The sequence below is a fragment of the Citrobacter sp. Cpo109 genome (assembly GCF_030332565.1).
Classification (GTDB): Bacteria; Pseudomonadota; Gammaproteobacteria; order Enterobacterales; family Enterobacteriaceae; genus Citrobacter; species Citrobacter portucalensis.
This window is the reverse complement of record NZ_JAOWHQ010000062.1, coordinates 218404-236768: the sequence shown is the minus strand read 5'-3', so window position 1 is coordinate 236768 and position 18365 is coordinate 218404. Positions and strand designations below refer to the sequence as shown.

The window sequence follows — 18365 nt, the reverse complement described above, 5'->3', positions numbered from 1 at the left end:
CGTTTCAGCGGATCGCAGGTGATAATCTTTTGCTGGCTAACGAACTGATAAAGGTCGGGATCTCCGAACGATCGATTCCGATTGTAAAGATGACTAAAATATGACGCCGAGTGGTAAATGCAGCATTGTTTAGCAAAACGAACGGTGGTGGGAACGGTTATTTTCCCCCACAAGATTACGCGGAAAGGGTATCTTGCGGGGCTGACCTGGACTATCCTTGTCAACGTCAGGCACGCGGGTGTCGTTGTGCGCATTTTTGGGTGAAAGGAGTATTAAAATGGCGACAGGTAAGTCCTGCTCTCGCTGGTTTGCGCCTGTTTTGGCGCTCTTAATGGTAGTTGGCCTGAGTGGGTGTTTTGATAAAGAAGGCGATCAACGCAAAGCGTTTATCGATTTTCTGCAGAATACTGCAATGCGTAGCGGAGAGCGTTTACCAACGCTGACCGCCGATCAGAAAAAACAGTTTGGCCCGTTTGTGTCCGATTACGCGATTCTGTATGGCTATTCGCAGCAGGTTAATCAGGCGATGGACTCCGGTCTGCGCCCGGTGGTTGATAGCGTAAATGCGATTCGTGTTCCTCAGGATTATGTGACTCAGCGTGAACCGCTGCGTCAGGCAAATGGTGCGCTAGGTGTATTAGGGCAACAGTTGCAGAATGCGAAACTACAGGCAGATGCTGCGCATGGCGCGCTGAAGCAGGGCGAAGATCTGAAGCCGGTCTTTGATCAGGTGTACAACAAAGTTGTTACTGCACCAGCAGAGGCCTTACAGCCGCTGATCCCTGCCGCGCAAATTTTCACGCAGCAGTTGGTGCAGGTTGGTGATTTTGTGGCGCAGCAGGATACGCAGGTGAGCTTTGTCGCCAACGGTATCCAGTTCCCAACGTCACAGCAGGCAAGTCAGTACAATACGCTGATTGGCCCGTTGGCTGCTCAGCATCAGGCATTTAATCAGGCCTGGACTGCTGCGGTGAATGCCGCTCAGTAATTAAGATACGGTAATACATGAAAGGCCGGGTGAGCGTAAGCGCACCCGGCCTTTTGTTTATGATGCGACCTGCGGGTTTACGCAGTTCTTCTCAACGCGTCCTTGCAGCGCATCGATTAAGTTATCCACCGCACAGGCCGCCATGTTGTAGCGCGTTTCGTGCGTGGCTGAACCAATGTGCGGTACGGCCACCACGTTGGGCAGTGACAGCAGCGGTGAGTCTACCGGTAATGGCTCTTGCTCAAATACATCCAGGCCAGCGGCATGAATTTCGCCTTTTTGCAGGGCGGCAATCAACGCTTTTTCATCGACCACCGGGCCACGTCCGGCGTTAATGAAAATGGCGGAAGACTTCATTTTGGCAAACTGCTCGGTGCTGAACAGATGATGCGTTTCGTCGGTTAACGGCAGGATCAGGCAGACAAAATCAGACTCCTGCAACAGCGTATCGAGGTCGCAGTAACGTGCATTAAAGCGTTCTTCTGCTTCCTGATGATGACGGCGCGCATTATAGAGAATCGGCATGCTAAAGCCGAAATGCGCACGTTGTGCCAGCGCCAGCCCAATGCGGCCCATACCGACAATCCCCAGCGTTTTGTGGTGTACATCGGTACCAAACCAGTCCGGTCCGATACTTTTGGTCCATTCGCCGACCTTTACCCGTTCGGCAACTTCCACTACGCGGCGAGCGGTGCTTAACACCAGCGCCATTACCGTATCGGCGACGGTTTCCGTCAGCACGGTTGGCGTGTGCATCAACAGCACCTTACGCGCGTTGAGGGCATCGACGTCGAAGTTGTCATAGCCTACGGAAATCGTAGATGTCGCACGCAGCCTGGGCATTTTCTCCAGCAGAGCGGTATTGACGGCTTCACTGGAGCCCAGCAGACCTTCTGCATTGGCAAAAGCGTCGGCGTGCTGTGCGACCGTTTCCGGGCGCAGGTTAGGCACCTGAGTCACAGTAAAATGTTCTTCCAGGCGATGCAGTAAATCGTCAGGTAACGCTTTATAGAGAATAATGGACGGCTTCATGCGAATCTCCGTAAGTTAAAATTTAAGCGTGGCGTGCGCCAATAGGTAGCTGTTGATTATTAGCAGGCTTAACAATGAGAGTTAGCCACACTGAGACAAAAAGCGCTACCCCCATAAAAATGTACGAGGCAGACGGGCTGCCGGTAGCGCCATTGAGGTAGCCGACAAACCATGAACCAAAGAATGAACCTAGCGCGCCCATGCTGTTGATCAGCGCCATTGCCCCACCGGCGACATTGCGCGGCAGCATTTCCGGGATGATGGCGAAGAAGGGACCATAGGGGGCATACATTGCCGCGCCTGCAATAACCAACAGCGTGTAAGAAATCCAGAAGTGGTCTGCGCCTACGGCCCAGGAGCCGATAAATGCGAACGCCGCGATCAGTAACAGTGGCCAGACAAACAGCTTACGGTTTTGCAGCTTATCGGACGCCCAGGAGACGAGGATCATCGCCGCCGTTGCCGCCAGATACGGTACGGATGACAGCCAACCAACTTCCACCATCCCCAGGTTTGCGCCGCCGTTGCGGATAATCGACGGCAGCCACAGGACAAAACCATAGACGCCAATACTCCAGGCGAAATACTGCATACACAGCAGGATGACGTTACGTGAGCGGAAAGCCTCGCTATAGTTACGTACGGCTTTGATGCCTTGCTGCTCTTTTTCCAGTTGTGCCTGAAGGGCGGCTTTTTCAGATTCTGACAGCCAACCGACCTGAGACGGTTTGTCTTTTACCAGCACCCACCAGCAGAACGCCCAGATGATGGCCGGGAAGCCCTCGATGATGAACATTTCCCGCCAGCCCAGCGCCTGAATCAGGTAACCGGAAACCACGGACATCCACAGGACGGTGACCGGATTACCGAGGATCAGGAAAGTGTTTGCGCGCGAGCGTTCAGATTTCGTAAACCAGTTGCTGATATAAATCAGCATTGCCGGCATCACGGCGGCTTCAACGACGCCAAGAATAAAGCGGATGGCGGCAAGCATTGGAATATTGCTGACCATGCCGGTTAACGACGCGCATGCGCCCCAGAGGATCAGACAGACAAAAATCAGTTTTCGTACGCTGCGGCGTTCAGCGTAAATTGCGCCCGGGATCTGAAAGAAGAAATAGCCGAGGAAAAACAGTGCGCCCAGCAGGGAAGAGATCCCCTTGGTAATGCCGAGGTCCTCGTTGATACCGGCGGCGGAGGCGAAGCTGAAGTTCGCGCGGTCAAGGTACGCCAGGCTATACGTGATAAACACGATTGGCATGATGTACCACCAGCGTTTTGCTGCATTAGTTGAGCTATTCATAGACTGCCCTCTGGTTATGCTGATACGCCGCCTCTGTATGTAGGGTACAGAGTTGGCCGGGAGTTTATTCCCCTAATTGTTCACGTGTGGGTAATCCTTCGCTGTCGCCCTGAACCTGAATGGCCAGTGCGCCAATTTTATTGCCGCGGGTCACCGCCTGATGCAGCGAGCGGCCTTCCAGCAGGGCGCTAATAACGCCTACGGCAAAGCCATCTCCTGCGCCGACCGTATCGACCACATTGTCGACTTTTACCGGTGCCACGCAGCCTTGTTCGCCGCTGGCGGTTTTGTACCAGGCGCCATCAGCCCCGGTTTTCACGATCACGGCCTTCACGCCATGGCGCAGATAAAAGTCGGCGATGGCTTCAGGCGTTTGCTGACCGGTTAAAATCATGCCCTCTTTTAACCCTGGTAAAACCCAGTCTGCCTGAAATGCCAGGCGGTTCAGTTTTTCCACCATTTCGGCTTCGCTTTTCCACAATACCGGGCGCAAGTTCGGGTCGAACGAGATGGTCTTCCCCTGGGCCTTCATGGTGCGGGCGGTATGCGCCAGTAGTTCATAAGAGCTGGCAGAAAGTGCTGCTGCTACGCCGCTCAGGTGCAGGTGGCGCGCGCTGGCGAAATAGGCCTCGTGGTAATCCTCAATGCTGAGGTGGCTGGCAGCGGAACCTTTACGGAAATATTCCACAATGGGATCGGTTCCATTTTCGACCTTAGATTTAAGCTGAAAGCCAGTAGCGTAACGCCCGTCCTGGGTGACTCCCTGCGCATCAATCCCTTCTTTTTCCAGCGACTTAACGATAAAACGTCCAAAACTGTCGTTGCCTACACGGCTCACCCAACCGACCTTCAGGCCCAGACGGGCAAGACCGGTCGCCACGTTGAGCTCCGCGCCTGCAACGCGCTTGATAAACTGCTCCACATCCGCCAGTTCGCCGGTTTGCGTGGCGACAAACATCGCCATCGCTTCACCAATAGTGACCACATCCAGTGAATTTTTCATGCGTTACTCCTCGCGTAACAGCTCAACGTAGCGGCGGGTAACCGCCACCAAATCCTGCCCTTCCAGGGGGAACTCAATGCCGCGTGGGACATCGTTGGGCAGCGTTTTTAGCAGCGCCAGCCAGCGCGGATCGGCTTCATCAGGCGGTACGGCGCGGTAGCTGTCGTGATATGCAACTGCGGCTTTGACATGGATATAGCCAACGGTTGACGCCAGGTTTTGTGCTGCTTCTTCTGGGGAGTCGCCCACCCACAGCCAGTTGCCCATATCGAAGGTCAGAGATATCGGCAGGTTTTGCGCCTGACAGGCTTTGTTAAAGCGCTGCATCGGCTGCAGGCGTCCGCAGTCGGTCTGATCGTTCTCGACAACCAGCTCCATTCCGCTGTTGTCCAGCCATTGGCGTAGAACGTCGAACTGTTCGGTATGGGAAAAATGGCCGAGGGAGACTTTTAACCACAGTGCCTGCAAGGCCTGCGCTTCCTCAAGTAGTTCTGGAAGACGGGGGTTGAGGTTACCGTCCTCAAGGAACAACGGTTCAGGCGCAGAGTAACAGGCCAGGAGGCCGAAGATTTCGATCGCAGAGGCCATCGTTGACAGCGTTTTCAGCTCGACCTCGGTTAATAGCTCGCGGCGGATTTCGACGCCGTCAGCACCGGCTTCAGCGATAATGGGCAGCATTGACGTTTGCCCGCCTGCGGCCCGTACCTGGTCGTGACCGTAAGCGGCTGTGACCACCATAATTTTTCTTTTCATGGAAACTCCAGACTAGCGTTCTTGTTATAACGCTAGATGGAACCGGTTCCAAAGAAAAGTCCATGATGTCGAATTTATGATCACCATCACGAAGGTAATTTAACGGGCGGTAGAGCCGCGCACGATCAGCTCGCCGGAGAAGACCTGTTCCTGAATGGCAGCGGAGCCGCCATCAATCCGGCGCACAACCTGCTCAACGGCGGTGTAACCAATCTGCCAGGTGGGTTGTTTCAACGTGGTAATACCAACGCCCGCCAGCTCTGCCCATTCCAGTTCGTCAAAGCCGAGTAAGCCAATGTCGCTCCCCCAGTTGAGGCCAATGCGTTTCAGGGCGCGGGCTACTTGTAGCGTGAGGGCACCGTTGGCAGAGATAACGGCTTTGCGCATGCCACGATGCTGCTGGTGAAACTGGCGCAGGGTGTCGTCCAGTTGCGTATTGTCCGTGAGCGGGACTTCGGCATTTTGCGCGATAACACCGGGGTATTGCGCGAGCGTGGTGCGAAAAGCGCTCAGGCGTTCGCGGCGGGTATTCACCATGCCGAGTGGTTCGCTGAGGAACAGGATGGCTTCAAAACCTTGTTCGACCAGATGTTCGGTGGCAACCGTTGCCGCCTGGGTGTTATCCAGCCCGACCATATCACAGGCGAAATCGGGAATTTTACGGTCAATCAGCACCATCGGCAGCGCAGACTGTTGCAGGCGGTTCAGCCCCTCTTCGCGCATTCCGACGGCGTTGACCACAATCCCTTCGACCTGGTAGCTGCGCAGCAGATCGAGATAATGCAGTTCCTGATCCACTTCGTTGTTGGTGTTACACACCAGCGGGGTAAAGCCTTTATCGCGGCAGGCGGCTTCAATACCACTTAGCACGTTGACGGAGTAGGGATTAGTAATATCGGCGATGATCAGGCCAATCAGGCGGGTACGACCGTGTTTCAGGCCTCTTGCCATCAGGCTGGGACGGTAGTCGAGATCGGCAATGGCTTGTTCAATGCGGGCCAGCAGCGCGTCGGAAAGCAGGTGCTTTTCACCGTTGAGATAACGTGAAATGCTGGTCTTGCCGGTTTTTGCAGCTTTCGCCACATCGCTGATGGTTGCCCGTGTTGATTTGCTCATCGCTGATTTCCCTGAATTTGGTGACAACACCTTAACGCGAAAATCAACGATGGCAAGTGCTTCATGCCGGATGGACGCGGACTGTCTCCATCCGGCACAAAACGTTACTGGATCGGGCTTAAGGTAATTTCTACGCGGCGGTTTTGCGCTTTACCTTCCGCTGTGCTGTTGCTGGCGATTGGATTTGCCGGGCCCATACCCTGAGTGCGGATGCGGTTAGCTGCGACCCCTTGAGTGATCAAGGCGCTGGCAACGGAGTCTGCGCGCTGCTGCGACAGACGCATATTCAGATCCTGGCTACCGGTGCTGTCGGTGAAGCCCAGCACGTTGACGGCGGTTTTATTATACTCTTTCAGTACCATCGCCACGCCGGTCAGGGTGTTAGCACCCGCAGGCTTCAGGTTGGCACTGCTGCTGTCGAAGGTGACGTTGTTTGGCATGTTCAGAATGATGTTATCGCCACTGCGCGTCACGCTGACGCCCGTTCCCTGCATTTTTTCGCGCAGTTTCGCTTCCTGCACGTCCATGTAATAGCCGATACCACCGCCAACGGCCGCGCCAGCCGCTGCGCCAATCAGTGCGCCTTTGCCGCGATCTTTCTTCGAAGAAGAGAGTGCGCCAATGCCCGCGCCGACCAGAGAGCCAATACCTGCGCCAATGCCGGATTTACCCGCTTCGCGTTCGCCGGTGTAAGGGTTTGTTGTGCAGCCAGAAACCGCCAGGGCGCCGCTCACGATGGCAGCAATAACAAATACACGTTTCTTCATCTTAATTCCTTAATGACTTTTTCTTCTTTGCCACAGCGACCGTGGCGGTTGATTATGACGTGTGAACATGAAGAAAATTCCAGGGAAGACTCTGAAATTTGTAAGTAACATTGAACGGCATAATAAATAAGCCGTTACATCGCATTCAGGAGCGCCATCTTGGCTAATTCACCCGCACATTACTCGGTGTTAACCGCCGCCCACTGGGGACCAATCCTCGTCGACACTGATGGTGAGACGGTTTTCTCCTCGCGTGGCGCGCTGCCCACCGCTCATCCCAACTCTTTGCAAACCGTGGTGCGCGACCAGGTTCACAGTAAAACGCGGGTACGTTTTCCGATGGTGCGTAAAGGGTTTCTCGCCTCGCCGGAGAACCCACAGGGCGTACGTGGGCAGGATGAGTTTGTTCGCGTCAGTTGGGACGACGCGCTGAATCTTATCCATACGCAGCATAAACGCATCCGTGACAGCTACGGCCCGGCCTCAATTTTTGCCGGTTCGTACGGCTGGCGTTCCAACGGCGTGTTACACAAAGCGGCGACCCTGTTACAGCGTTATATGACGCTGGCGGGCGGTTATACCGGGCATCTGGGGGATTACTCGACGGGGGCTGCGCAGGCGATCATGCCGTACGTGGTGGGCGGGAACGAAGTTTACCAGCAGCAAACCAGCTGGCCGGTGGTGCTGGAGCACAGCGAAGTGGTGGTGTTGTGGAGCGCCAATCCGCTCAACACTCTCAAGATTGCCTGGAACGCGTCCGATGAGCAGGGCCTCGCGTACTTTGAGGCATTGCGCGACAGCGGTAAACGTTTGATCTGTATCGATCCGATGCGATCGGAAAGCGTCGATTTCTTTGGCGATAAGATGGAATGGATTGCCCCGCATATGGGGACCGACGTAGCGCTGATGCTGGGCATCGCGCATACGCTGGTGGAAAACGGCTGGCATGACGAGGACTTTCTCGCCCGGTGTACCACCGGATATGACCGTTTTGCCGACTACCTGCTGGGTAAATCTGATGATGTTGCAAAAACGGCAGAATGGGCGGCAGATATTTGTGGCATTCCGGCGGCGAAGATACGCGAACTTGCGGCGATATTTCACCAAAATACCACCATGCTGATGGCCGGATGGGGAATGCAGCGCCAGCAGTATGGCGAGCAGAAACACTGGATGATTGTCACCCTGGCCGCCATGCTCGGACAAATCGGGACGCCAGGCGGCGGTTTTGGGCTGTCGTACCATTTTGCCAACGGCGGCAACCCAACGCGCCGGGCTGCGGTACTGGCTTCAATGCAGGGCAGCGTTAAAGGCGGCACCGACGCGGTAGATAAAATTCCGGTGGCACGAATTGTTGAAGCGCTGGAGAACCCCGGTGGTTTTTACCAGCACAACGGCATGGACCGTCATTTCCCGGACATTCGCATGTTGTGGTGGGCGGGTGGCGCTAACTTCACCCATCATCAGGACACTAACCGTTTAATTCGCGCCTGGCAAAAACCGGAGCTGGTGGTCATCTCGGAGTGTTTCTGGACCGCAGCAGCAAAGCATGCCGATATCGTGCTGCCAGCAACCACCTCCTTTGAGCGTAATGATTTGACCATGACCGGCGATTACAGCAACCAGCACCTGGTGCCGATGAAGCAGGTCGTACCGCCGCAGGACGAAGCGCGAAATGATTTTGATGTCTTTGCCGAGCTGAGTGAGCGCTGGGAAAAGGGCGGATATGAACGGTTCACCGAAGGTAAAAGCGAACTGGCGTGGCTGGAGACTTTTTACAATATTGCCGGGCAACGTGGGGCCAGTCAGCAGGTGACATTGCCGCCTTTCGCCGAGTTTTGGCAGCGCAACGCCCTGATCGAAATGCCGGAAAACGCCGCCAGCGCACAGTTTATCCGTTTTGCGGATTTTCGCCGCGACCCGCAGGCGCATCCGCTGAAAACGGACAGCGGAAAAATTGAAATCTACTCCGCGAGGATTGCAGGTTACGGTTACGCGGACTGCGGGGGGCACCCGATGTGGCTGGAGCCGGATGAGTGGTTCGGTAACGCCGAACCGGACCAGCTACAGCTGCTTTCCGCCCATCCGGCGCACCGTTTGCATAGTCAGCTTAACTACAGTGCGCTACGTGAGCAGTACGCGGTAGCGGATCGTGAGCCGATAACGATTCATCCGCAGGACGCCCACGCGCGCGGCATTGCGGATGGCGATACGGTCAGGGTGTGGAACCAGCGCGGGCAAGTTCTGGCGGGCGCGGTGGTGACGGCGGGTATTAAACCCGGCGTCATCTGTATTCATGAAGGCGCGTGGCCTGATTTGGATCTCGCAGCGAACGGTATTTGTAAAAATGGCGCCGTCAACGTGCTGACCAAAGATCTCCCCAGCTCGAAGTTGGGGAATGGCTGCGCGGGCAATACTGCGCTGGCGTGGCTTGAAAAATATAGCGGACCAATGTTGGCGCTTACGGCGTTTGATCCGCCTGCCAGCCCATAATCCACGTGGGGTGGTGAGTCTCTTCCTGCCATGCGCCGTCTTCAATGCGAAAACCCAGCGCATGGTAGAAGTTCACCGCTGATTGATTCTTCTGGTAGACCTCAAGGCTGAGTATCGAAAAGCGCTGCTGGACATGCTGCACCAGCGCTTTGCCGATCCCGCTTCTGATGGCGGCAGGTGCGACAAACAGCGCGCCGAGAAAGCGGTCATCAATCACGCTGGCAAAGCCTTTGAGCTCGCCTTCTTCTTCCCAAACCCAGGTTTGCGCGGCTGGCAGATAAACATCCCGCACCACGGATTCACTTTCGCGCCAGTAGCGCTCTTCGATAAACGGATGGGCATGGATTGTGCTTTCCATCCACAGCGCCAGAATTGACGGCAGATCTTCAGCCTTGGATTCACGAATCATGTTGTTCTCCCGGATAACAGATGCAGCTGGTGACATGATCGTTGACCAGGCCGCACGCCTGCATAAAGGAGTAACAAATGGTGGTACCGACAAACTTAAATCCGCGTTTTTTTAACGCTTTAGACAGCGCGTCTGACGCAGGCGTGGAGGTGGGAATATCACTCAGGTTGGCGGCGCGAGTCACTTGCGGTTGGTTATCAACAAATGACCAGACGAATTCGCTAAACGACTCTCCGTTTTGCGCCATCGTCAGAAAAGCGCGAGCGTTGCCGATAATGGCCTGAATTTTTCCGCGATGACGAATAATGCCGGCATCCAGTACCAGCCTTTCCACATCCTCTTCGGTCATGGCCGCCACTTTTTCCGGATCAAAATGGTGGAAAGCGTGGCGATAATTTTCCCGTTTCTTGAGTACGGTAATCCACGATAACCCGGCCTGCTGACCTTCCAGGCAGATCATTTCGAACAGTTTATTACCATCAGTTTCGGGGACGCCCCATTCCTTGTCGTGGTAGGCAATGTAAAGTGGATCCTGGCTGACCCATCCGCAACGCTGCATATTCTTCCTCGCTGTTTTTACTGGCGTAAAAATTTCATTCGGCCCGCCTTGACGCGCCAGCTAAAAAGACAATATTTAATACAGGGCCTGATGGGCCCGATATCCTTCACACAATGACAATAATATCGCCGAATTCGGCTCTTTTCTGGAGTCGCGTTGATGATTATAAGAAACAGTAGTGGTCGCCAAAGGTTAACTCTGGCGAGCGTCGTAGTTTGTGCGCTGTCCATCAATACAGCATATGGCTGGCAACAAGAATATATCGTTGATGCTATGTCAGGGCATACGGCTGAACGTTATACATGGGACAGCGATCACCAACCACGTTATAACGACATTCTGGAAGAACGTATTCGTTCCACTCAGAACGTGGCGGGTCCCGTGGTGAATCTTGCGGATGAGACGCCTATGGATGCGACCAGCGGCATGAGTATGGGCTGGAACTTCCCGCTGTCCAGGCAGGTAACGACCGGTCCGGTTGCCGCACTGCATTATGACGGTTCAACCACATCTACTTACAACGAATTTGGCGACAGCGCGACTTCGGTAACGCAGAACGATCCGCTGTGGCATGCCAGCGTGAGCTCGTTGGGCTGGCGAGTCAATTCGCAGTTCGGTGATGTGCGACCGTGGGCGCAAATCAGCTATAACCAGCAGTTTGGCGAGAATATCTGGAAGGCGCAGTCGGGTCTCAGCCGCATGTCAGCAGCGGGTCAGGACGGTAACTGGGTGGATGTCACCGTCGGTGCGGATATGCTGTTGAACCCGCACATGGCGGCTTACGCAGCGCTTTCGCAGGCTGAAAACAGCACCAACAACAGCGACTATATGTACACCATGGGAGTGAGCGCCAAATTTTAACGTAAGTAATCAGCACATAAACATCTTGATTACATGTTGAGATCAACAATCACACGCACTCCAGCGATAGCGTGTACTAACTCATGCGATAAAATTCAGTAACCCGACTTTTTGTCTCGTCATTCATTCCACATTCCAGGCATTTCATTCCGTCCTGGCGGCATTTCATGCCGTTTTCTCCTGCTCATAAAAGCGCTTCGGTATGGTTGTTGGCAGAGAATTTCCCATTTTGTTTATGCAGGAAGACTGCCATGAAAACTTCTGATTATCAGCGTACCCGCTGGCTGACACTGATCGGCACCATCATTACTCAATTTGCTTTAGGTTCTGTTTATACCTGGAGCCTGTTTAACGGTGCGCTCTCTTCTAAGCTTGATGCGCCAGTGAGTCAGGTTGCCTTTTCCTTTGGCCTGCTGAGCCTCGGGCTGGCAATTTCTTCTTCCGTCGCCGGGAAACTGCAGGAACGTTTTGGCGTGAAATGCGTCACCATGGCCTCCGGTATTTTACTGGGTGTCGGCTTCTTCTTAACCGCCCACTCTGACAGCCTGATTATGCTGTGGCTGAGCGCAGGTGTATTGGTCGGTCTGGCGGATGGAGCAGGCTACCTGTTAACACTTTCCAACTGTGTAAAATGGTTCCCTGAGCGTAAAGGGCTGATTTCCGCCTTTGCCATCGGTTCTTACGGTCTTGGCAGCCTCGGTTTTAAATTCATCGACAGCCAACTGTTGAGCACTGTGGGTCTGGAAAAAACCTTCATGATTTGGGGCGCGATTGTGCTGGTGATGATCGTATTTGGCTCCACGCTGATGAAAGACGCGCCGAATCAGGAAGTGAAAACGAAAAATGGCGTGGTTGAGAATGACTACACCCTGGCGCAGTCCATGCGTAAACCGCAGTACTGGATGCTGGCAGTGATGTTCCTGACGGCGTGTATGAGTGGGCTGTATGTGATTGGCGTGGCGAAAGATATTGCACAAAGCCTGGCGCATATGGATGTGGCAACGGCGGCAAATGCGGTTACCGTCATTTCTATAGCTAACCTGTCCGGTCGTCTGGTTCTGGGGATTCTGTCCGACAAAATCTCTCGTATTCGCGTTATCACCATTGGGCAGGTCGTTTCGCTGGTCGGTATGGCGGCACTGCTGTTCGCCCCGCTGAATGATGTGACCTTCTTTGCGGCGATTGCCTGTGTAGCATTTAACTTTGGCGGTACCATCACCGTGTTCCCGTCACTGGTGAGCGAGTTCTTCGGTTTGAACAACCTGGCTAAAAACTACGGTGTCATTTACTTAGGTTTCGGTATCGGCAGCATTTGTGGTTCCATTATCGCCTCGCTGTTCGGCGGTTTCTATGTGACCTTCTGCGTTATCTTTGCGCTGTTAATTATCTCACTGGCACTCTCCACCACCATCCGCCAGCCACAGCGTAGCGTATATACCGAGGCGCACGCCTAAACCTATTAGTAGTCTGATTAATACCTGGCGCATATATTTACAAAAATATATGCGCCATTTGCATTCTCCATAAGCACTTTTTCACCCTCCTGTGGTCTACTTACCCGCGCCCGTAGACATTTCACCTCTGCTGTTGTCGCATTTTCCCCTGCCTGGTCTGTTTGACTACTGCACAGGGTGTTTTTATCCCGATTCCCAGGGTTTGTTTGCATGAGATACATTAAGTCGATGACGCAGCAGAAACTCAGTTTCCTGCTGGCAATCTATATCGGTTTGTTTATGAACTGTGCTGTATTTTTCCGGCGCTTTAGCGGATATGCACACGAGTTTACCGTCTGGAAAGGACTCTCTGCGGTTGTTGAATTAGCCGGCACTGTGCTGGTAACCTTCTTTTTACTACGGCTTCTCTCTTTATTTGGTCGGCGCGCCTGGCGTGTCCTGACAACCTTAGTGGTGCTGTGTTCTGCCGGTGCCAGCTATTACATGACCTTCCTGAATGTGGTAATTGGTTACGGTATTATTGCCTCCGTAATGACCACGGATATTGATTTATCGAAAGAAGTTGTTGGCTGGCATTTTGTCGTGTGGCTGGTTTCGGTCAGCATTTTACCGTTGGTTCTGATTTGGAGTAATCGCTGCCGCTATACCCTGATGAAACAGATCCGTACGCCTGGCATGAGATGGCGTAGCGTGGCGGTGGTATTGTTGGCTGGCTTGATGGTATGGGCGCCGATTCGCCTGCTGAGCATGCAACAGAGAAGCGTTGAGCGAGCAACGGGAATCGATTTACCCAGCTATGGCGGGGTAGTGGCGAATTCCTATCTGCCGTCAAACTGGCTCTCCGCGCTGGGTCTGTACGCCTGGGCACAGGTGGATGAATCCTCAGACAACAAATCGTTGATGAACCCGGCGAAGAAGTTTACCTATGTTGCCCCCAAAAACCTCGACGACACCTATGTGGTCTTTATTATCGGCGAAACGACCCGCTGGGATCATATGGGGATTTTTGGCTATGAGCGTAATACCACGCCAAGGCTCGCCCAGGAGAAAAATCTGGCCGCCTTCCGTGGATATTCCTGTGATACGGCAACAAAACTATCGCTGCGTTGTATGTTCGTGCGTGAGGGTGGGGCAGAAGAAAACCCGCAGCGTACTCTGAAAGAACAAAACGTCTTCTCCGTGCTCGGCCAGTTAGGGTTCAAGACCGATCTTTACGCGATGCAAAGCGAGATGTGGTTCTACAGTAACACCATGGCGGAGAACATCGCCTATCGTGAGCAGATTGGCGCAGAGCCGCGCAACCGTGGCAAGAACGTTGACGATATGCTGTTGATTACCGAGATGCAGCAGTCTCTACAAAATAATGAAGATGGTGGCAAGCATCTGATTATTCTGCATACTAAGGGCTCGCATTTTAACTACACCCAGCGCTACACCCGCGAATATGCGCAGTGGAAGCCGGAATGTGTCAATGTTGATAGTGGCTGCTCGAAGGCCCAGATGATCAACTCATTCGATAACTCGGTAACCTATGTTGATCACTTTATTACCAAAGTGTTTGATCAACTACGCGATAAGAAAGCGATCGTGTTCTACGCCGCCGATCACGGTGAGTCGATTAACGAGCGCGAGCACCTGCACGGTACGCCGCGTAAAATGGCGCCACCTGAGCAGTTCCGCGTTCCTATGATGGTGTGGATGTCTGACAAGTATCTAGAAGACCCCGACCATGCGAAGGCGTTTGAACACCTTAAGCAAGAAGCTGATATGAAGGTGCCGCGTCGTCATGTTGAACTGTACGACACCATTTTGGGTTGCCTCGGTTATACCTCGCCAAATGGTGGTATTAACGAGAATAACAACTGGTGCCGTATCCCGGACGCGAATAAGGCTACAGCCCAGTAACTGAGCTGCTGACTTTCTCACCGATCAAATGGCATTTTGATACTAAGGGATTGACGGGCGCGCAGCTGAGCAGTAAGATGCGCCCCGCATTCGGTGATTGGCGCAGCCTGGTAGCGCACTTCGTTCGGGACGAAGGGGTCGGAGGTTCGAATCCTCTATCACCGACCAAATTTAAAAAGCCCGCTCTCTGAGCGGGCTTTTTGCATTTGTGGCTTTTGTAGGCCTGATAAGCGAAGTGCCATCAGGCAAAACATCACGCTATAACAGACACTGCCGGATGGCGGCGCAAGCGCTTTATCCGGCCTACAGGCAAAGCGCTGGCAGGGCGTATTTTTTGTTTTTCCGACCCCATGTTTGACCTTCATTTTATCTGCAAAAATTGTGCACCACTTCCCACTGACTGTTAACGATTCTGTGACATATTCCATTGCCTTTTTTTATATTTGCTTGAAACTTTTTTTGCGCTACTTATGGCTGAAGCTGGCATTTTACGCTGTGCGCTTTAACGTTCATGGTATTAATCGCTCAGATATGCAGCATTAATTTAGAAAGTTTGAATAAATTGCATAAATGTTAATCACCAAATGTTGCGAAATATGAAGATGTTTATTCTGGCATAGTACGCGTAGCACAAATTTCCCTGCTGAAAATGTCCTTCCGCACTTTTTTTAATCTTTGTTTGTGAATTCTCACCGTTGGCGTAAATCACGGTGACCTGTATTGACGTTTTCACATTCTGTTGACAGATTGTAGGGTATGAGGGGCATTTCATGGAGAATCCGCACTGCAACTCAGTCGCTTATGTGAACGGAATCCCCATCCTCTTAACGCCGACCCGGCCGGGTAAAAAACAAAAAAGGCCAGGCGGTGCAAACCCACTGCAAAGGGTAAAACAACAAACATCACATTTGGAGCAGAAGAATGAGTATTTCCTTGAAGAAGTCAGGGATGCTGAAGCTTGGTCTGAGCCTGGTGGCTATGACCGTCGCAGCAAGCGTACAGGCTAAAACTCTGGTTTATTGTTCAGAAGGATCTCCTGAAGGCTTTAACCCGCAGCTTTTCACCTCTGGCACCACCTATGATGCCAGCTCCGTACCGATCTATAACCGCCTGGTCGAGTTCAAAACCGGTACGACTGAAGTGATCCCGGGCCTTGCTGAGAAGTGGGAAATCAGCGAAGACGGCAAAACCTACACCTTCCACCTGCGTCAGGGCGTGAAGTGGCAGGACAACAAAGAATTTAAACCGACGCGCGATTTTAACGCCGATGACGTGGTGTTCTCTTTCGATCGTCAAAAAAATGCCCAGAACCCGTACCATAAAGTCTCTGGCGGCAGCTATGAATACTTCGAAGGGATGGGTCTGCCGGATCTGATCTCCGAAGTGAAAAAAGTGGACGATAAAACCGTTCAGTTCGTGCTGACTCGCCCGGAAGCGCCGTTCCTGGCTGACCTGGCGATGGACTTCGCTTCTATTCTTTCCAAAGAATATGCTGACAACATGCTGAAAGCCGGTTCTCCGGAGAAAGTGGATCTGAACCCAATTGGTACCGGTCCGTTCCAGCTGCAGCAGTACCAGAAAGACTCCCGTATTCTGTATAAAGCATTCGAAGGTTACTGGGGCACCAAGCCGCAGATCGACCGTCTGGTCTTCTCCATTACGCCTGACGCTTCCGTGCGTTACGCCAAACTGCAGAAGAACGAGTGCCAGGTGATGCCGTACCCGAACCCGGCAGACATCGCGCGCATGAAGCAGGATAAAAACATCAACCTGATGGAGCAGGCGGGTCTGAACGTTGGCTACCTCTCTTTCAACACCGAGAAGAAACCGTTTGATGACGTGAAAGTTCGTCAGGCGCTGACCTACGCGGTAAACAAAGAAGCGATCATCAAAGCGGTTTATCAGGGCGCTGGCGTTGCCGCGAAAAACCTGATCCCGCCGACCATGTGGGGCTATAACGATGACGTTAAAGACTACACCTACGATCCTGAGAAGGCCAAAGCGCTGCTGAAGGAAGCTGGTCAGGACAAAGGCTTTACCGTTGAGCTGTGGGCTATGCCGGTACAGCGTCCATATAACCCGAACGCACGTCGTATGGCAGAAATGGTTCAGGCTGACTGGGCGAAAATTGGCGTTCAGGCCAAGATTGTGACCTACGAGTGGGGCGAGTATCTGAAACGCGCCAAAGCGGGTGAACATCAGGCGGTGATGATGGGCTGGACCGGCGACAACGGGGATCCGGACAACTTCTTCGCCACCTTGTTCAGCTGTGCGGCAGCGAAAGACGGTTCCAACTACTCTCGCTGGTGCTACAAGCCGTTTGAAGACCTGATCCAGCCGGCGCGTGCGACCGACGATCACAACAAACGTATTGAACTGTACAAGCAAGCTCAGGTTGTTATGCACGACCAGGCTCCGGCTCTGATTGTTGCTCACTCCACCGTGTACGAACCAGTGCGTAAAGAAGTGAAAGGCTATGTGGTTGATCCATTAGGCAAACACCACTTCGAAAACGTCTCTGTCGAATAATTAAAAGCAATTAAGGAAGCGCTGCGCCCCGGTGATGTGTAGGCCGGATAAGCGCAGCGCCCTCCGGCGTAATGCTTTACCCGCGATGCAGTTTGCGTGGGATAAGATTTGTGAGCAATACAGACTCACGGTTCCAGGCCGTGCGTCATTAGAGAGAATCCGGGTTATGTTGCAGTTCATTCTCCGACGTTTGGGACTCGTCATCCCCACGTTTATCGGTATCACTCTTCTCACCTTTGCCTTCGTCCATATGATCCCCGGCGATCCGGTTATGATCATGGCGGGTGAACGTGGGATCTCCCCTGAGCGTCATGCTCAACTGTTGGCTGAACTCGGTCTGGATAAGCCGATGTGGCAGCAGTACCTCCACTATATCTGGGGGGTTATGCATGGTGATTTAGGTATCTCACTGAAAAGCCGCTTACCGGTGTGGGAAGAGTTCGTACCTCGCTTCAAAGCAACGCTGGAACTCGGCGTCTGCGCGATGATTTTCGCCGTCGCAGTGGGTATCCCAGTGGGTGTACTTGCTGCCGTTAAGCGCGGCTCTATTTTCGATCATACCGCCGTTGGCCTGGCGCTGACCGGTTACTCCATGCCGATTTTCTGGTGGGGCATGATGCTGATCATGCTGGTTTCCGTGCAGTGGAACCTGACGCCAGTTTCTGGGCGGGTGAGCGACATGGTGTTCCTTGATGATTCCAATCCGCTAACCGGCTTTATGCTTATCGACACCGCCATCTGGGGTGAAGAGGGCAACTTTATTGATGCGTTGGTGCATATGATCCTGCCTGCGATGGTGCTGGGTACCATTCCTCTGGCGGTCATTGTGCGTATGACCCGTTCATCGATGCTGGAAGTGCTGGGTGAAGATTACATCCGTACCGCGCGCGCCAAAGGCCTGACCCGTATGCGCGTCATCATTATTCACGCTCTGCGTAACGCGATGCTGCCCGTGGTGACCGTTATCGGCCTGCAGGTTGGTACGTTGCTGGCCGGGGCGATCCTGACCGAGACCATCTTCTCGTGGCCGGGACTGGGGCGCTGGCTGATCGATGCGCTGCAACGCCGCGATTATCCGGTGGTGCAGGGCGGGGTGCTGCTGGTCGCGACGATGATTATCCTCGTCAACCTGCTGGTAGACCTGCTGTACGGCGTGGTGAACCCGCGTATTCGGCATAAGAAGTAAGGGGCCA

Annotated in this window: 16 protein-coding genes and 1 tRNA gene; 9 read left to right on the top strand and 8 right to left on the bottom strand. The window is 53.4% G+C overall.

Annotated features, from left to right (window positions below):
• Positions 1 to 277: 277 nt before the first annotated feature.
• Positions 278 to 988: a DUF3053 domain-containing protein gene (locus OGY71_RS15180; RefSeq protein WP_003827386.1), complete on the top strand. Its 711-nt coding sequence runs from the start codon at positions 278 to 280 to the stop codon at positions 986 to 988.
• A 57-nt stretch (positions 989 to 1045) separates the two neighbouring features.
• Here the strand turns inward: OGY71_RS15180 and ghrB are convergent, their stop codons facing one another.
• The 6 genes from ghrB to OGY71_RS15150 all read right to left on the bottom strand — a co-directional run bounded on the left by ghrB (position 1046) and on the right by OGY71_RS15150 (position 6962).
• A complete protein-coding gene (ghrB, locus tag OGY71_RS15175; RefSeq protein ID WP_063941887.1) occupies positions 1046 to 2020 on the bottom strand; it encodes a glyoxylate/hydroxypyruvate reductase GhrB in 975 nt (324 codons plus the stop codon).
• A gap of 22 nt (positions 2021 to 2042) precedes the next feature.
• Positions 2043 to 3323 (bottom strand): MFS transporter, encoded by a 1281-nt coding sequence (locus tag OGY71_RS15170; protein WP_003827389.1) that lies wholly within the window; start codon positions 3321 to 3323, stop codon positions 2043 to 2045.
• Between the two features lie 64 nt (positions 3324 to 3387).
• Entirely contained in the window at positions 3388 to 4326 is a 939-nt protein-coding gene (locus OGY71_RS15165) for a sugar kinase (RefSeq protein ID WP_071446719.1), read from the bottom strand.
• 3 nt (positions 4327 to 4329) lie between these two features.
• Positions 4330 to 5079, bottom strand: a complete 750-nt coding sequence (locus OGY71_RS15160) for a sugar phosphate isomerase/epimerase family protein (RefSeq protein ID WP_286613458.1) — start codon at positions 5077 to 5079, stop codon at positions 4330 to 4332.
• Between the two features lie 99 nt (positions 5080 to 5178).
• Positions 5179 to 6195, bottom strand: a complete 1017-nt coding sequence (locus OGY71_RS15155) for a LacI family DNA-binding transcriptional regulator (protein ID WP_100271779.1) — start codon at positions 6193 to 6195, stop codon at positions 5179 to 5181.
• Positions 6196 to 6299: 104 nt separating this feature from the next.
• Complete coding sequence (locus OGY71_RS15150; protein ID WP_003827397.1) at positions 6300 to 6962, bottom strand: OmpA family lipoprotein; 663 nt, start codon at positions 6960 to 6962, stop codon at positions 6300 to 6302.
• Between the two features lie 159 nt (positions 6963 to 7121).
• Here OGY71_RS15150 and OGY71_RS15145 point away from each other — a divergent pair, with 159 nt between their 5' ends.
• Positions 7122 to 9455 (top strand): molybdopterin guanine dinucleotide-containing S/N-oxide reductase, encoded by a 2334-nt coding sequence (locus OGY71_RS15145; protein WP_286613457.1) that lies wholly within the window; start codon positions 7122 to 7124, stop codon positions 9453 to 9455.
• On the opposite strand, the gene OGY71_RS15140 is transcribed toward OGY71_RS15145, so the two are convergent.
• Positions 9424 to 9864: an N-acetyltransferase gene (locus tag OGY71_RS15140; RefSeq protein ID WP_003827401.1), complete on the bottom strand. Its 441-nt coding sequence runs from the start codon at positions 9862 to 9864 to the stop codon at positions 9424 to 9426. The genes OGY71_RS15145 and OGY71_RS15140 overlap by 32 nt on opposite strands.
• The gene (gene tag / locus OGY71_RS15135) at positions 9854 to 10423 is read right to left on the bottom strand and encodes a DNA-3-methyladenine glycosylase I (RefSeq protein ID WP_003827403.1); all 570 of its coding nucleotides are present in this window, start codon (positions 10421 to 10423) and stop codon (positions 9854 to 9856) included. The genes OGY71_RS15140 and tag overlap by 11 nt, the downstream gene beginning before the upstream one ends.
• A gap of 159 nt (positions 10424 to 10582) precedes the next feature.
• Between tag and OGY71_RS15130 the strand changes: the two genes are divergently transcribed.
• From OGY71_RS15130 to dppB, 7 genes are all read left to right on the top strand, one after another.
• Positions 10583 to 11284 (top strand): autotransporter outer membrane beta-barrel domain-containing protein, encoded by a 702-nt coding sequence (locus OGY71_RS15130; RefSeq protein WP_003827405.1) that lies wholly within the window; start codon positions 10583 to 10585, stop codon positions 11282 to 11284.
• Positions 11285 to 11535: 251 nt separating this feature from the next.
• A complete protein-coding gene (locus OGY71_RS15125; protein ID WP_193134831.1) occupies positions 11536 to 12738 on the top strand; it encodes an L-lactate MFS transporter in 1203 nt (400 codons plus the stop codon).
• Between the two features lie 210 nt (positions 12739 to 12948).
• Positions 12949 to 14643: a kdo(2)-lipid A phosphoethanolamine 7''-transferase gene (gene eptB / locus OGY71_RS15120; protein ID WP_200922933.1), complete on the top strand. Its 1695-nt coding sequence runs from the start codon at positions 12949 to 12951 to the stop codon at positions 14641 to 14643.
• 91 nt (positions 14644 to 14734) lie between these two features.
• Positions 14735 to 14811 (top strand) — tRNA-Pro (locus OGY71_RS15115).
• Between the two features lie 602 nt (positions 14812 to 15413).
• Positions 15414 to 15650 (top strand): hypothetical protein, encoded by a 237-nt coding sequence (locus OGY71_RS15110; protein ID WP_162604169.1) that lies wholly within the window; start codon positions 15414 to 15416, stop codon positions 15648 to 15650.
• Positions 15565 to 17172, top strand: coding sequence for a dipeptide ABC transporter periplasmic-binding protein DppA (gene dppA / locus OGY71_RS15105; protein ID WP_003827414.1), 1608 nt, complete (start codon positions 15565 to 15567; stop codon positions 17170 to 17172). The genes OGY71_RS15110 and dppA overlap by 86 nt, the downstream gene beginning before the upstream one ends.
• Positions 17173 to 17338: 166 nt before the next feature.
• Positions 17339 to 18358: a dipeptide ABC transporter permease DppB gene (gene dppB, locus OGY71_RS15100; protein ID WP_126956453.1), complete on the top strand. Its 1020-nt coding sequence runs from the start codon at positions 17339 to 17341 to the stop codon at positions 18356 to 18358.
• The last annotated feature ends 7 nt before the right edge of the window (positions 18359 to 18365 follow it).

Bases quoted from the DNA above. Each gene is read 5' to 3' on its own strand.
- OGY71_RS15125 (WP_193134831.1), top strand. From the start codon at position 11,536: ATGAAAACTTCTGATTATCAGCGTACCCGCTGGCTGACACTGATCGGC.
- OGY71_RS15165 (WP_071446719.1), bottom strand. From the start codon at position 4,326: ATGAAAAATTCACTGGATGTGGTCACTATTGGTGAAGCGATGGCGATG.
- OGY71_RS15180 (WP_003827386.1), top strand. From the start codon at position 278: ATGGCGACAGGTAAGTCCTGCTCTCGCTGGTTTGCGCCTGTTTTGGCG.
- OGY71_RS15130 (WP_003827405.1), top strand. From the start codon at position 10,583: ATGATTATAAGAAACAGTAGTGGTCGCCAAAGGTTAACTCTGGCGAGC.
- dppA (WP_003827414.1), top strand. From the start codon at position 15,565: ATGAGTATTTCCTTGAAGAAGTCAGGGATGCTGAAGCTTGGTCTGAGC.
- OGY71_RS15170 (WP_003827389.1), bottom strand. From the start codon at position 3,323: ATGAATAGCTCAACTAATGCAGCAAAACGCTGGTGGTACATCATGCCA.
- OGY71_RS15155 (WP_100271779.1), bottom strand. From the start codon at position 6,195: ATGAGCAAATCAACACGGGCAACCATCAGCGATGTGGCGAAAGCTGCA.
- ghrB (WP_063941887.1), bottom strand. From the start codon at position 2,020: ATGAAGCCGTCCATTATTCTCTATAAAGCGTTACCTGACGATTTACTG.
- OGY71_RS15160 (WP_286613458.1), bottom strand. From the start codon at position 5,079: ATGAAAAGAAAAATTATGGTGGTCACAGCCGCTTACGGTCACGACCAG.
- tag (WP_003827403.1), bottom strand. From the start codon at position 10,423: ATGCAGCGTTGCGGATGGGTCAGCCAGGATCCACTTTACATTGCCTAC.
- OGY71_RS15140 (WP_003827401.1), bottom strand. From the start codon at position 9,864: ATGATTCGTGAATCCAAGGCTGAAGATCTGCCGTCAATTCTGGCGCTG.
- dppB (WP_126956453.1), top strand. From the start codon at position 17,339: ATGTTGCAGTTCATTCTCCGACGTTTGGGACTCGTCATCCCCACGTTT.
- OGY71_RS15150 (WP_003827397.1), bottom strand. From the start codon at position 6,962: ATGAAGAAACGTGTATTTGTTATTGCTGCCATCGTGAGCGGCGCCCTG.
- eptB (WP_200922933.1), top strand. From the start codon at position 12,949: ATGAGATACATTAAGTCGATGACGCAGCAGAAACTCAGTTTCCTGCTG.
- OGY71_RS15110 (WP_162604169.1), top strand. From the start codon at position 15,414: ATGGAGAATCCGCACTGCAACTCAGTCGCTTATGTGAACGGAATCCCC.